10 protein-coding genes are annotated in these 14,056 nt (G+C 70.4%); 9 read left to right on the top strand and 1 reads right to left on the bottom strand.

The annotated features are described in order from the left end of the window. Positions 1–140: 140 nt before the first annotated feature. The 6 genes from BJ975_RS14905 to BJ975_RS14930 all read left to right on the top strand — a co-directional run bounded on the left by BJ975_RS14905 (position 141) and on the right by BJ975_RS14930 (position 7,088). Positions 141–920, top strand: coding sequence for an ABC transporter ATP-binding protein (locus tag BJ975_RS14905; RefSeq protein ID WP_179427337.1), 780 nt, complete (start codon positions 141–143; stop codon positions 918–920). A 70-nt stretch (positions 921–990) separates the two neighbouring features. After that, on the top strand, positions 991–1,782 hold the full coding sequence (locus BJ975_RS14910) for an ABC transporter ATP-binding protein (protein ID WP_317628256.1): 792 nt from the start codon (positions 991–993) through the stop codon (positions 1,780–1,782). Beyond that, positions 1,779–3,623 carry an AMP-dependent synthetase/ligase gene (locus BJ975_RS14915; protein WP_179427342.1) on the top strand — a complete coding sequence of 615 codons (1,845 nt, stop codon included), beginning with the start codon at positions 1,779–1,781 and terminating at the stop codon, positions 3,621–3,623. Before BJ975_RS14910 ends, BJ975_RS14915 begins: the two co-directional genes overlap by 4 nt. A gap of 76 nt (positions 3,624–3,699) precedes the next feature. Beyond that, entirely contained in the window at positions 3,700–4,596 is an 897-nt protein-coding gene (locus BJ975_RS14920; RefSeq protein ID WP_179427344.1) for a branched-chain amino acid ABC transporter permease, read from the top strand. Next, positions 4,593–5,732, top strand: a complete 1,140-nt coding sequence (locus BJ975_RS14925; protein ID WP_223302983.1) for a branched-chain amino acid ABC transporter permease — start codon at positions 4,593–4,595, stop codon at positions 5,730–5,732. Before BJ975_RS14920 ends, BJ975_RS14925 begins: the two co-directional genes overlap by 4 nt. 60 nt (positions 5,733–5,792) lie before the next feature. Then, complete coding sequence (locus tag BJ975_RS14930) at positions 5,793–7,088, top strand: ABC transporter substrate-binding protein (RefSeq protein WP_179427346.1); 1,296 nt, start codon at positions 5,793–5,795, stop codon at positions 7,086–7,088. Positions 7,089–7,193: 105 nt separating this feature from the next. Here BJ975_RS14930 and BJ975_RS14935 read toward each other — a convergent pair whose 3' ends face one another. Then, positions 7,194–8,762 carry an ABC-F family ATP-binding cassette domain-containing protein gene (locus BJ975_RS14935; protein ID WP_179427348.1) on the bottom strand — a complete coding sequence of 523 codons (1,569 nt, stop codon included), beginning with the start codon at positions 8,760–8,762 and terminating at the stop codon, positions 7,194–7,196. A gap of 46 nt (positions 8,763–8,808) precedes the next feature. On the opposite strand from BJ975_RS14935, the gene BJ975_RS14940 reads away from it, so the two are divergent. The 3 genes from BJ975_RS14940 to murJ are packed head-to-tail and all read left to right on the top strand — an operon-like array spanning position 8,809 to position 14,019. Then, positions 8,809–10,284 carry a CCA tRNA nucleotidyltransferase gene (locus BJ975_RS14940; protein WP_179428354.1) on the top strand — a complete coding sequence of 492 codons (1,476 nt, stop codon included), beginning with the start codon at positions 8,809–8,811 and terminating at the stop codon, positions 10,282–10,284. A gap of 44 nt (positions 10,285–10,328) precedes the next feature. Beyond that, a complete protein-coding gene (locus tag BJ975_RS14945; RefSeq protein WP_179427350.1) occupies positions 10,329–12,383 on the top strand; it encodes a DUF6049 family protein in 2,055 nt (684 codons plus the stop codon). Next, entirely contained in the window at positions 12,376–14,019 is a 1,644-nt protein-coding gene (murJ, locus tag BJ975_RS14950) for a murein biosynthesis integral membrane protein MurJ (protein ID WP_179427352.1), read from the top strand. Before BJ975_RS14945 ends, murJ begins: the two co-directional genes overlap by 8 nt. The last annotated feature ends 37 nt before the right edge of the window (positions 14,020–14,056 follow it).

Below are 14,056 nucleotides of genomic sequence, written 5' to 3' on the forward strand. Positions count from 1 at the left end.
GCTCCATGGTCGTGCAGGGATCTTCCCGCACGACTTTCGACACACCGAGTGTAGATAGGTAGTGACTTGACTCACAACGTATGTGAGGATGTCGTCACCTTCATTTGAGGGGCTGCCGAACGAATCGAGGGAGTGAAGGTTTGCTGACGGTCAAGAACCTGGAGGTCGTCTACAACGACGTCATCCTGGTCCTGCGCGGCGTGAGCCTGACGGTGCCGCAGGGTCAGATCGTGGCCCTGCTGGGTGCCAACGGCGCCGGCAAGACGACATTGCTGCGCGCGCTATCGGGCCTGCTGGACATCCACGACGGCGAGATCACCAAGGGTGAGATCACCCTGCGCGACACCCCGATCCAGTCGGCCGACGCGCCCAAGATCGTCGCCGCCGGCCTCGGCCAGGTGCTCGAGGGTCGCCGCGTGTTCGGCGAGTTCACGGTGGAGGAGAACCTGCGCGTCGGCGGCCACACCCGTCGCGGCAGCCTCGCCGAGGGCATCGAGGAGGTCTACGAGCTCTTCCCCGTGCTGAAGGAGCGCCGCAAGAAGACCGCGGGCTACCTCTCCGGCGGCGAGCAGCAGATGCTCGCCATGGGTCGCGCTCTCGTCGCCCAGCCCGAGATCCTGCTGCTCGACGAGCCGAGCCTGGGCCTCGCGCCCCGCATCGTCTCGCAGATCAAGGACATCGTCGTCCAGATCAACGAGCGCGGCACCACCGTGCTGCTGGTGGAGCAGAACGCCACGATGGCGCTCTCGATCGCCCAGCACGGCTACGTGATGGAGCACGGGAAGATCGTGATGGACAAGCCCGCCGCCGAGCTGCTCGACGACGAGGACATCCGCGACTTCTACCTCGGCCGCGGCGACATGGCCACGAGCTACCGCGACGTCAAGCACTACAAGCGCAGGAAGCGCTGGCTGTCGTGACCCCTGCGTCCCCCCACGTCCCCCTTCCCACACCGTCCCGTCCCGGAGGGTTCCCTTGTCACAACCAGTCGTGAGTGTCCGAGACGTCAACCTGTCGTTCAGCGGGGTCAAGGCCCTGCAGGGCGTCGACTTCGACGTCTTCGACAACGAGCTGTTCGCCGTGATCGGCCCGAACGGCGCCGGAAAGACCTCGATCTTCAACGTCCTGTCGGGGGTCTACCGTCCGCAGCAGGGCTCGGTCGAGTTCGCCGGCGCCGACATCCGCGGCATGCGGCCGCACCGCATCGCGAACCTCGGCATGGCCCGCACGTTCCAGAACATCGAGCTCTTCGAGAACCTCGACGTCGTCGACAACCTCATGCTCGGCCGCCACGCCCACCTGGGCTACGGCTGGCCCGCCGCGGTGGCCTGGCTCGGCAAGGCGAAGCACGCCGAGGTCGCCAACCGCCGCCGGGTGGAGGAGATCATCGACTTCCTCGAGATCGAGGGCTACCGCCAGCTGCCCGTCGGGATGCTGCCGTACGGCATCCAGAAGCGGATCGAGCTGGGCCGCGCGCTGGCGATGGAGCCGAAGCTGCTGCTGCTCGACGAGCCCGTCGCCGGCATGAACGGCGAGGAGACCGAGGACATGGCCCGGTTCATCCTCGACATCCGCAACGAGCTGCACATCCCGATGATCCTCGTCGAGCACGACATGGGCCTGGTCATGGACCTGGCCGATCGCGTCATGGCGATGGACTTCGGCAAGCCGGTCGCCACCGGCACCCCGCACGAGGTGCAGTCCCATCCCGACGTCATCCGCGCCTACCTCGGGCCCGTCGACGACGCCACGCTGGCCGAGGTGCAGGGGGAACTGGCATGACCACGCTGCCGCAGCGCATCCGCACGCGCGCCCAGGAGACACCCGACCGCATCGCGATGCGCGAGAAGAACTACGGCCTGTGGGACGAGATCACGTGGGCCGACTACTGGGAGCGCTCCTCCCTCGTCGGTCACGCGCTGCTCGCCCTCGGCGTCGAGGTCGGCGACCGCGTCGCCGTCCACAGCGAGAACCGCTGCGAGTGGCTGTTCTCCGACATCGGCATCACCGCCGTCCGTGCCGGCACGGTGGGGCTCTACCCGACCAACCCGGCGCCCGAGGTGCTGCACGTCCTGCGCGACTCCGGCTCGTGCGTCCTCATCGCCGAGGACCAGGAGCAGGTCGACAAGTACCTCGAGATCGCCGACGAGCTGCCGGATCTGCGCACGGTCGTCTACATCGACCCGCGCGGCATCCACGACCGCTACACCGACGAGCGGCTCATGTCGTGGGACGCGTTCCTCGCGCTCGGCGAGCAGCACCGCACCGACCACCCGAACGCCGTCACCGAGCGGCTCGAGGCCGCCCGCCCCGAGGACCTCGCCACGCTCGTCTACACATCGGGCACCACGGGTCCGCCCAAGGGCGCGATGCTCTCGATGGACAACGTCGAGTTCGTCATCGAGACGCTGCAGAGCGGCGGCGCGTTCGTCGACCCGCCGGCCAGCGACCGCGACCTCGTCGTGTCCTACCTGCCGCTGTGCCACGTGGCCGAGCGCGTGTTCACCACGTGGTTCAACGCCGCCGTCGGCTCGCAGGTGAACTTCGCCGAGTCGATCGAGACGGTGCAGCAGGCGCTGCGCGAGGTGCAGCCCACGCTGCTGTTCGGCGTGCCGCGCATCTGGGAGAAGATCGCGGCCGGCGTGCACATCCGCATGAGTGGCGCGTCGTGGTTCAAGCGCAAGAACTTCGAGTTCTGGATGAAGCGCGCCGAGTGGATCGGCCGCACCCTCGTGGAGAACCAGGGCAACCACACGGCCTCCACCAAGGCGGTCTACGCGCTCGGCTGGCTGTGCCTCTACCGCCCGTTGCGCGAGCGACTCGGCCTGGCCAAGGTCCGCTACGCGGCCTCGGGCGCCGCGCCGATCGCGCCGGAGGTGCTCGAGTTCTTCATGGGCATCGGCATCCCGATGCACGAGGTCTACGGCATGACCGAGAACTCGGCGATCGCCACGGCCAACATGGCCGGACGCGTCAAGGTCGGCACCGTCGGCGAGCCCCAGGTGGGCGCCGAGGTGCGGATCGACGACGAGACCGGCGAGATCCTCACCCGCCACCGCGGCACGTTCGTCGGCTACTGGAACAACCCGGAGGCCACGGCGCGCACGATCGACGCCGACGGCTGGCTGCACACCGGCGACGTCGGCGAGTGGGTCGACGGCTCGCACATCAAGATCACGGACCGGATCAAGGACATCATCATCACCGCGGGCGGCAAGAACATCAGCCCCAGCGAGATCGAGAACAGCCTGAAGTCCTCCCCGTACATCAAGGAGGCCATCGTCATCGGCGACCGCCGCAAGTACCTGACGGCCCTCATCGGCATCGAGCTCGACACCGTGGGCAACTGGGCCCAGGAGCGCAAGCTCGGCTTCACCACCTACCGCGACCTGTCGCAGAAGCCCGAGGTCATCGCACTCGTGCAGTCCATCGTCGACGAGACCAACCGCAAGTTCGCCAGCGTCGAGACCATCAAGCGCTTCGCGATGCTGCCGAAGGAGCTCGATCACGAGGAGGGCGAGCTGACCGCCACCCAGAAGATCAAGCGCTCGGCCATCAACGAGCGGTTCGCCGAGGCGATCGAAGGCCTCTACTCCGACTCGAGCCAGGAGGTGAAGGCATGAGCGAGCGACAGCGAGTGACCATGAGATCGGTCATGCCGGCACCTACCTACCGTGCCCTTTCCCAGGAGGTGGCGGCATGACCACGTTTCTGCAATCGCTGCTGAACGGCCTGGCGCAGGGCTCCATCTACGCGCTGCTGGCCCTGGGCTACGTGATGATCTACAAGGCCACCCACGTCATCAGCTTCGCCCAGCCGGCGCTCATGGTGTGCGGCGGACTCTTCGCCTACCACGCGACGAGCGAGTGGGGCCTGGGCTTCTGGCCCGCGCTCGTCGTCGCCGTCATCCTCGGCGCGCTGCTGGGCATGCTGGTCGAGCGGCTCGCGCTGCGCCCCATGGTGGGCAAGCCGGTGTTCACGCTGGCGATCATCACGATCGGCGTCGACATCGTGCTGCGCATCTTCGCCAACCGGTACATGGGCCCCGACCCGCGGTCGGTGCCCTACCCGGGCGGCAGCGAGCGCTACGAGTTCTGGGGCCTGTCGATCTCGCACCAGCGGCTCGGCCTGATCGCCGTCACCACCGTCACCGTCATCGCGTTGGCGCTGTTCTTCCGGTACGCCAAGACCGGCCTGGCGATGCGCGCCACCGCGCTCAGCCAGGAGACGGCGCTCGCGCAGGGCATCCGGGTGGGCGCGATCTTCGCCCTCGCCTGGGCGATCGCGGGCGGCCTCGCCGCCATCGCGGGCACCTTCGTCGCCGCGACCGGCGCCGGCCTGGAGCAGAACACCTGGATCATCGCGCTGAAGGCGCTGCCGGCCATCATCATCGGCGGCCTCGACAGCATCCCCGGCGCCGTCATCGGCGGTCTGGCCGTGGGGGTGGTCGAGTCGGTCACCGCCGTCTACCAGCCCGACGTCGCGCCGTGGCTCGGCAACAACTTCGCCCTCGTGGCGCCCTACGCCCTCATGTTCGTGGTGCTGCTCGTCAGACCGTACGGACTCTTCGGCACGAAGGAGGTGGAGCGGGTATGACCACGATGCTGCGCTCGACGCCCTCGAAGCACGCTCGCAAGGCCACCGGACTCCGGGGCCGCCCCCTGCTGCGGACCAGCTACGACCAGGACCTCACCCTGGCGAACACCCCGGCCAAGCGCCGCAGTGTCGTCGCCCTGGTGATCGCCTCGTTCGTGGTGCCCTTCCTGCTCACCGACGACCTGCTGCAGGTCCTGACCCTCGGCATGATCTCGGCCGTCGGCGCGATCGGCCTCAACCTGGTCACCGGCTACGCCGGCCAGGTCTCGCTGGGTCACGCCTTCTTCATCGGCGTCGGCGCCTACACCGGTGCGGTGCTCGGCGGTGACCCCGACGGGGCGCTGCTCGGCTACGGCCTGCCGATGTGGATCTGGCTGCCGGCCGCCGGCGTCGTCGCCGCGGTCGCGGGCCTGCTGGTCGGACCGCTCGCGGTGCGACTGCGCGGTCTCTACCTCGCGATCGTCACCCTCGGACTGGTGTTCCTGGGCGACCACATCTTCCGCGAGGCGCGGAACATCACCGGTGGTCCCGGCGTGGGCCGCCGCGGCGCCGAGCTCGAGCTGTTCGGCATCGACTTCGCTTCCATGGAGCCCATCTCCGGCCTCTCGCGCGGACAGGCCCAGTTCTTCCTTGGGCTGGTGTTCCTCATCGTCTTCGCGATCCTGGGCCGCAACATCGCCCGCTCGGGCGTGGGCCGCGCCTTCGGCGCCGTCCGCGACCGCGACGTGGCCGCCGCCGTCATCGGCGTCGACCTCACGAAGTACAAGGTCATGGCGTTCGCGATGTCGTCGTTCTTCGCCGGCGTCACCGGTGCCCTCTACTACGCCGTGATCGGCGTGTTCGAGCCCGGCGCGTTCAGCCTGCTGCTGTCGATCCAGTACCTCGCCATGGTGCTGATCGGCGGCGTCGCCACCATCAGCGGATCGATCATGGGCGCGCTGTTCATCGCGCTGCTGCCGCGGATCAGCCAGTTCATCGCGCACTACGTGCCCGGCGAGCTGCTGACCGTGTTCCAGCTCGAGGCGATCCTCTACGGCCTGCTGATCATGGGCTTCCTGATCTTCGAGCCGCGCGGACTCTTCGGGATCTGGACCCGAATCCGCAACTACTGGAAGGGCTGGCCCTTCTCCTACTAGACCCCGGCCGCGAGGCCGTGGCGGTGCGTCCGCACCGTCGAACCACCCAGGAGGAAAACAATGAAGCAACACCGCAAGTTGGCCCGCGTGGTCGCCGGTGCGGCGGTGGCGGCCCTCGTGCTGACGGGCTGCCGCGGCGGCGGGGACGATGACAGTGCGTCGGGCCCCGGCATCACCGAGGAGGCGTGTCCCGACGCCGTGAACGAGGACAACGGCTGCATCTACCTGGGTGCGATCTCCGACCTCACCAAGGGCCCGTTCGCTCCGCTCGCCGTGCCGATCACCGAGGCGCAGAAGGCGTTCTGGGACAAGGTCAACCAGGACGGCGGCGTCGGTGGCTTCGACGTCAACATCGACAAGTACGTCGCGGACGCCGAGTACAACCCCGAGATCCACAACAAGAAGTACCAGGAGATGCGCAACGACATCCTGGCGCTCGGCCAGACCCTGGGCTCCTCCCAGACCTTGGCGATCCTCGAGGACATGAAGGCAGACAACGTCATCGGCGTCCCGGCCTCGTGGAACTCGGCGTGGGACTTCGAGGACCAGATCCTCCAGTCCGGTGCGAACTACTGCTTCGAGGCCATGAACGGCGTCGACTGGGCCGTCGCCAACCGCGGCGTCAAGGGCAAGGTCCTGGCGATCCACTACCCGAACGACTACGGCGGAGACGCGGCCGCGGGCGTCGAGGCGGCCGCGAAGGCCAACAACCTCGACTTCAAGGCCATCGAGACCGCCACGGGCCAGGACAACCAGGCCGGTGCCGTCGCGGCGGTGCTGAAGGAGAAGCCGTCGATGCTCTACATCACCACGGGTCCGGCCGAGATGGCCACGATCCTCGGTGGCGCGGCCGCTCAGGGCTGGAAGGGCACCGTCGTGGGCTCGAGCCCCACGTGGAACCCGGCGCTGCTGCAGACCGAGGCCGCTCCGGCGCTCGAGGCGATGTACTTCCAGGCGGGGCCGTGGGGTCCGTGGGGCACCGAGTCGGACGGTCACGCGGCCATGCGTGACGCGCTCGCCGACGTCGACTCGCCCAGCGACGGCTACACGGCCGGCTGGGTGTGGGAGTACCCGCTGCTGGCCGCGCTGAAGTCGGCGGCCGACATGGACGGCGGCATCACCCGCGAGAACGTCGTCAAGGCGGCCACCGAGCTCGACAGCGTCGACTACGAGGGCATGCTTCCCGACGAGGCGTTCAACCAGACCGGCGAGCCGAACGACGTCGCCTGGCGTCAGAGCGTGATCTCGAAGGTCGACAAGGAGGCGCCCACCGGCGTCTCGATCGAGCAGGAGATGCAGGCCGGCCCGACGGCCGAGGGCTACGACTACACCGAGCCCTGCTTCGCCCTGGGCTGATCCAGCACCACGTGAAGGGGGCCGACCCGGCTGGGTCGGCCCCCTTTCGCGTGTCCCGACGTTTCCCCTGTCAACCGGGTCTTCTGTCACAGAGCGGGGGGAACTTCACCCCACCTCGAGCCTGCGGTCGAGGGCGAGATCGGCCAGGAAGGGCTCGTCGTGGCTGACGACGAGCAGGGCGCCGCGATAGGCCTCGAGCACCTCGGTGAGGTGGGCGACGCTCGCGAGGTCGAGGTTGTTGGTCGGCTCGTCGAGCACCAGCAGCTGGGGCGCCGGCGTGGCGAGCAGCAGGCTCGCGAGGGTGGCACGCCAGCGCTCGCCACCCGAGAGCGTGCCGGTCACCTGGTCGACCGCATTGCCCCGGAACAGGAACCGCGCGAGCTGCGCACGCACGGCGTGGGGCTCGGCCTCGGGAGCGGCCCGGCGCACGTTCTCCAGGACCGTCAGCTCGGGGTCGAGCAGGTCCACCCCCTGCGGGAGGTAGCGCCACGGCACGTGGACCGTGACCTGTCCGGCCCGAGGCTCCTGCCGTCCCAGCATCGCCCGCAGCAGCGACGACTTCCCGGCGCCGTTGCGGCCCACGAGTGCGATCCGCTCGGGCCCGCGCAGGTCGAGGTCCATCGGTCGCGCGGTGCCGAAGGCCGGCACCAGCCCCTCGGCGCGCAGCACCTCGCGGCGCGGCGGCACCTCGGTGTCCGGCAGGTCGACGCGGATCCTCCGGTCGTCGCGCACGCGGTCCTCCGCGGCCGTCAGGACCGAGCGCGAGCTCTCCAGCCGGTCCTCGTGCATCCCGCGGAGCCGCCCGGCGCTGACCTCGGCCTTGCGCTGGTAGGCGCCGGCCACGATCCTCGGCAGGCTGCCGGCGTTGGCGCGTCCCTGGCGGTCGCGCCGCGCCTGCTTGGTCTGCTGGTCGACGAGGTCCTGGCGCTGCCGGCGCACGTCGGCCTTCGCGGCGGACACCGCACGCAGCGCGGCCTCCTGCTCGGCCTCGACCGCGGACGCGTAGTCGCTGAACGCGCCACCGAACCAGCGCACGGCGCCGGCGCGCACCTCGCCGATGTGGTCCATCCGCTCGAGCAGCCGACGGTCGTGGCTGACCACGACGAGCACGCCGGTGAACGCGTCGACGATGTCCTCGAGCCGCTCGCGCGCCGGGCCGTCGAGGTCGTTCGTCGGCTCGTCGAGCAGCAGGATCTCGGGGTCGGCGAGCATCAACCCGACCAGTCGCAGCAGGGTCGCCTCGCCGCCCGACACCGAGCTCACGGGTCGGGAGGGCTCGATCCCGGCGAGCCCGACGCGGTCGAGCCAGCGCTCGATGCGGTCGGGCAGGTCCCAGCCGTCGCCGACGAGGTCGTAGTCGGCGGGGTCGACCGAGCCACCCTCGATGCGGGCCAGCGCGGCGAGTGCCGCGGCCACCCCGAGCACGTCGGCGACGGTGGCACCGGCGGCCGCCCGCGCCTGCGGCAGGTACGCCAGCCGGCCGTGGACGTCGATCGTCCCTGCCGTGGGCGCCAGCTCGCCGGCCATCAGCCGCAACAGCGTGGACTTGCCGCTGCCGTTGTCACCGACGAGTCCGTGACGACCCGGCGCGAGGCCGAACGTGAGGTCGTGGAGGATCGTGCGCCCCGCGGGCAGCACGAACGAGGCATGGGAAAGAGAGAGGAAGGATGACATGAGATCTCCGGGGTCGCGGGTGGGCGTGGCGGGATCTCAGTTCTCCATGTGCGCCAGCATACGTGACGTCACGGCGTCACCGATAGACTCGACCCTCGTGGCTGAGCTGACTGCGCACGAGACGACGCGCCTCGACGAGCTGCGGGCGAACCACCCCGTGCTCACCGAGCTGGGCGCCCGATTCTCGGACGCCGGTCACGAGATCGCCCTCGTCGGCGGACCCGTCCGCGACGCCCTGCTGGGCCGCGCCGTCACCGACCTGGACTTCACGACCTCGGCCTCGCCCGAGCAGATCGAGGCGATCGTCGAGGGCTGGGCCGACACCACGTGGGACGTGGGACGCGCCTTCGGCACGATCGGCGTGCGCAAGGGCGCCGAGATGCTCGAGATCACCACGTACCGCGCCGACGAGTACGACCCCGAGTCCCGCAAGCCCGTCGTCGCGTTCGGCACGAACCTGTCCGACGACCTCGCCCGCCGCGACTTCACCGTCAACGCGATGGCCGTGCGGCTGCCCGACCTCGAGTTCGTCGACGTCCACGGCGGCCTCGACGACCTCGCCGACCGCACCCTGCGCACGCCGATCGGGCCCGACGTCTCCTTCGGCGACGACCCGCTCCGGATGATGCGCGCCGCGCGCTTCGTGGGCCAGCTCGGCTTCCTCTGCGCGCCCGACGTCACCGAGGCGATGGTCGCGATGGCCGACCGCATCGAGATCGTCTCGGCCGAGCGCGTCCGCGACGAGCTCAACAAGCTGCTGCTGTCCGACCACCCCGTGCAGGGCCTGCGCGTGCTCGTCGACACCGGACTGGCCGAGCGGGTGCTGCCCGAGCTGCCGGCGCTGCAGCTCGAGCGCGACGAGCACCACCGCCACAAGGACGTCTACGAGCACTCGCTCACCGTCCTGGAGCAGGCGATCGAGCTGGAGCACCGGCTCGACGAGCGTCCCGACCTCACGATCCGGCTGGCGGCGCTGCTGCACGACATCGGCAAGCCGAGGACGCGCCGCTTCACCGGCGACGGCCAGGTGACGTTCCACCACCACGACGTGGTCGGCGCGAAGCTCGCCCGCAAGCGGATGCGCGCCCTGCGGTACCCGAACGAGATCACCGACGACGTCTCCACCCTCGTCGAGCTGCACCTGCGGTTCCACGGCTACGGGTCGGGCGAGTGGACCGACTCGGCGGTGCGCCGCTACGTGCGCGACGCCGGCCCGCTGCTCGAGCGGCTGCACATCCTCACCCGCGCCGACAGCACCACGCGCAACCAGCGCAAGGCGCTGCGGCTCCAGCGCACCTACGACGACCTCGAGACCCGGATCGCCCAGCTCGAGGCGCAGGAGGAGCTCCAGTCCATCCGGCCCGACCTCGACGGCAACCGGATCATGGAGGTGCTGGGGATCGGACCCGGCCGCGAGGTGGGCGAGGCGTACCGCTTCCTGCTCGACCTGCGCATGGATCGCGGCCCCCTGCCCGAGGACCAGGCGATCGAGGCGCTGCGCGCGTGGTGGGCCGCGCGCTGAGTCGCAGCCGCGGAAGCCGTCGCCCGTCCCACTACGATGACGTGGTGACGTTCCGCGCCTGGCTGACCGCCTTCGTGGTCGCGGTGTCACTGCTGGTGGGCTCGCCGAGCCCCACGGCCACCGCCTCCGACGGCTCGCTGGGGGTGCGGATCGACGGTCTGACGCCCACGCGGCTGTCCGCGAAGGCCACCATCACGATGAGCGGCATCGTCCGCAACACCGGCTCCACGCCGTGGACCTCGGTGCAGGCCTACCTGGTCATCCCGCGCAGCCCGTTCGAGTCGCGCGCGCAGATCGAGGCGGCGATCGAGGACGGCCAGTCCTACACGGGCGAGCGCGTGGTCGACGCTGGCTCGTTCGCCGAGCTGGGCGACATCGCGCCGGGCTCGTTCCGTCGCTTCCGCATCGAGGTGCCGGTGTCGAAGCTGGGCCTCTCCGGCGCCGGCGGCGTCTATCCCGTCGGCGTGCAGGTGCTGGCCACCGACGAGGAGGGCCAGCGCTCGAACGACGCGGTGGCGCGCGCCACCACCTTCCTGCCGTGGGTGCCCAATCCCGCCACGCCGATCCCCGCCGGCCTCGTCTGGCCGTTCACCCCCACGTGGACGCCCGAGGAGGCCGAGCCCGAGGAGATCCTCGCCTCCGTGCAGGACGGACAGCTGCGCCACTACCTCGACGCCGCCGCCGCGACGCCGCGCGAGGGTCGAACCGTGGTGCTCGACCCCTCCCTGCTCGACGAGCTCGCGCCGCTGACCGACGCGGAGAGTCCGCCGAAGGACGTCGAGCTGACCACCGACCAGGCCGCGGCGGTGGTCGACTGGCTGGCCGACCTGCGCGAGCTCGCCCTCGGCTCCACCACGTGGATCGTCTCCTACGCCCGGCCCGACGAGCTGGCGCTCAACCGCTACCCCGAGAACGCCGAGACGCTGTGGAACGTCGTCGACGACGCGACGGCCGACGCGCTCGCCGACCACGCGCTCACCGGGCCGCGCGCGTCGTGGCCCACCATCGCGGGCACCACGCTGCCCATGCTCGAGGACATCCGCAGCCGCGGCGAGGGCCCCACCGTGGTGTCGCGCCAGAGCGTGCCCGGGTGGGAGCCGCGGCTGGGCTCGGTCGTGAGCCTCGAGACGCGCAACGGCCCGCTGCCGCTGCTGGTCAACGGCGCCCTCCCCGACGTTCCCGGCAGCGAGACCGCCGTGACCCTGCGCCAGCGAATCCTCACCGACGCCGCACTGGGAGCGCTCGAGCGCGAGAGCGACCCGAAGTCGCGCGCCGACGCGATGACGATCGTCGATCCCAGCTGGGATCCCGGCACCACGGGCGGCCAGGTGGTCGCGCGCGTGATCACCACGCGCGGCTCGGGCGGCCTGACCCGGCCGGCCACCGCCACCGAGCTGGTCCGCTCCGCGCCCGTCAGCTACAGCGGCGCCGTGCTGGAGGAGGTCGACACCACCTCGCTCGGCGCCTCCACGCTCGACCGCATCGCCAACCTGTCGAAGGTCGCCGACCTCCACGACGCGATCGTGGTGGACCCCAACCGGCCCGACCACGACCGCGACCTCGCCTCGCTGCTGTCCGTGCGCTGGCGCACCGAGCAGGCCGCCCTCGACGCGAGGATCGCCGCCGAGACCGAGGCGCTCGAGTCCGAGCTCGACGACATCTCCATCGACAGTCCCTCCACCATCACGCTGTCGAGCAGCCGCGGCGGGTTCCCGCTCACGCTCTCCAACGAGACCGCCAGCACCGTGCGCGTGGGGCTCGAGCTCGTCGCCGACAACCCCGGGTTGAGCGTCGACGACATCGAGCCCGTCGAGATCGACGCCGGCGAGCGGCACACGTTCACCGTCCAGGTCGACCTCGGCGACCAGACCTCCAGCACCGTGAGCGCCCGCCTGGCCACCGAGGCCGGCGTGACCTTCGGCGAGCCCGCCGTCTTCAACATCCGCACCAGCAACGTCGGCCTGATCGTGTGGGCCACGATGGCCGCCGCCGGACTCCTCGTGATCTTCACGTGGGCCCGCCGGTTCCTCGGCCGCCGGCGCCGCCGGGGTGCCGAGGCCGCCGCCCCCGCGACCGACGCCGAGGACCTCGATGACTGACCCGAACCTCGCCCGCGCCAGCGCCTGGATGGCGCTCGGGACGATCGTCTCGCGCATCACGGGCCTGCTGCGCTCGCTCGTGCTGCTGGCCGTGGTCGGCTCCGCGCTGAACGGCTCGCTGTTCAACGTCGCGAACTCGATCCCGAACTCGCTCTACATCCTCGTCGCGGGCGGCATCTTCAACGTCGTCCTCGTACCGCAGCTGGTGCGCGCGATGAAGAACGATCCCGACGGCGGCGACGCGTACGCCAACCGGATCATCACCCTCGGCCTGCTCGTCCTGGGCATCGCCACGGTCGTGCTCATGCTCGCGGTGCCGGTGCTGCTGCGGCTGCTGTTCGGTCCCGACCTGTTCACCGACGACTTCACGCGCCAGCGCGAGTCGGCCCAGCTGCTGATGCTGCTGTGCATGCCGCAGGTGTTCTTCTACGGCGCCTTCGTGCTGGTGGGCCAGATCCTGAACTCGCGCCAGCGGTTCGGCCCGATGATGTGGGCGCCGATCGTCAACAACCTCGTCGCCCTCGGCGTGCTGGGCGCCTACGCCGTGGTCTTCGGGGTCGCCACCCCGGGCGCCGCCGACGGCTTCAGCACCGGTGAGGCCTGGCTGCTCGGCCTGGGCTCCACGCTCGGCATCGCGGTGCAGGCGCTCGTGCTCGTGCCGTACCTGCGTCAGGTGGGCTTCCGCTTCCGCCCGCGCTTCGACTTTCGCGGGGTCGGCCTCGGGCACACCCTGCGCCTCGGCGCGTGGACCCTCGCGTTCATCGTGGTCAACCAGATCTCGTACTTCGTGATCGTGCGCCTGGCGTCCAGCGCCGACATCGAGGGCAAGAAGGAGGGCGTCCCGAGTGCGGGCCAGGTCGTCTACGACGTCGGCTTCCTCATCAGCCAGGTGCCGCACGGCGTCATCACGGTGTCGCTGGCGACGGCGATCATCCCCACGCTGGCGGCCCGAGCGGCCGAGCACGACTACGCCCGGATGCGCCTCGAGCTGAGCCGCACCCTGCGGCTGGCCCTCATGCTGATCGCGCCGATCGCGGTCGCGGTGGCGTGCCTGGGCTCGCCCGTGGCCTCGGTGCTCGCTGGCTTCGGCGCCGCGCGCGGCAACACCGACGCGATCGGCACCACGATCTCGGCCTTCGCCCTCGCGCTCGTGATGTTCAGCCTGCACTACGTCGTGCTGCGCGGCTTCTACGCACTCGAGGACACGCGCACCCCGTTCTTCATCCAGACCGTGATCGCCGTGGCCAACATCGCTCTGGCCGTCGCGGTCACCACCGGCGCCCCGCCGATCGAGGTCTCCACGCGCCTCGCCCTGGCGTACGGCCTGGCCTACACGATCGGCCTCGCCGTCTCGGCCACCGTGCTGTCGCGCCGCATCGGCACCCTGACCGATCCCGAGACCGTCCGCTTCGTGGTGCGGCTCGTCCTCGTGTGCGCCGTCGCGGCCGTCGTGATGCTGCTCGGGCGCTGGGGCTGGGAGCGGTTCCTGGTGACCGGGAACCCCTCTCCCGCCTGGGCTCTCGGCGAGCTCGTCGTCGTCGGAGCGGCCGGTGCCGCGGCCACCGTGCTGGCCGCGCGACTGCTGCGCGTCGAGGAGCTGCGCTATGTCGTCTCCAGCGTCCTGCGTCGAGGCTGACGCACGTACGATGGTCGGAGGTGCGCCCGCACCGGCC

Origin of the sequence: Aeromicrobium tamlense, from assembly GCF_013408555.1 — a bacterium.
GTDB lineage: Bacteria > Actinomycetota > Actinomycetes > Propionibacteriales > Nocardioidaceae > Aeromicrobium > Aeromicrobium tamlense.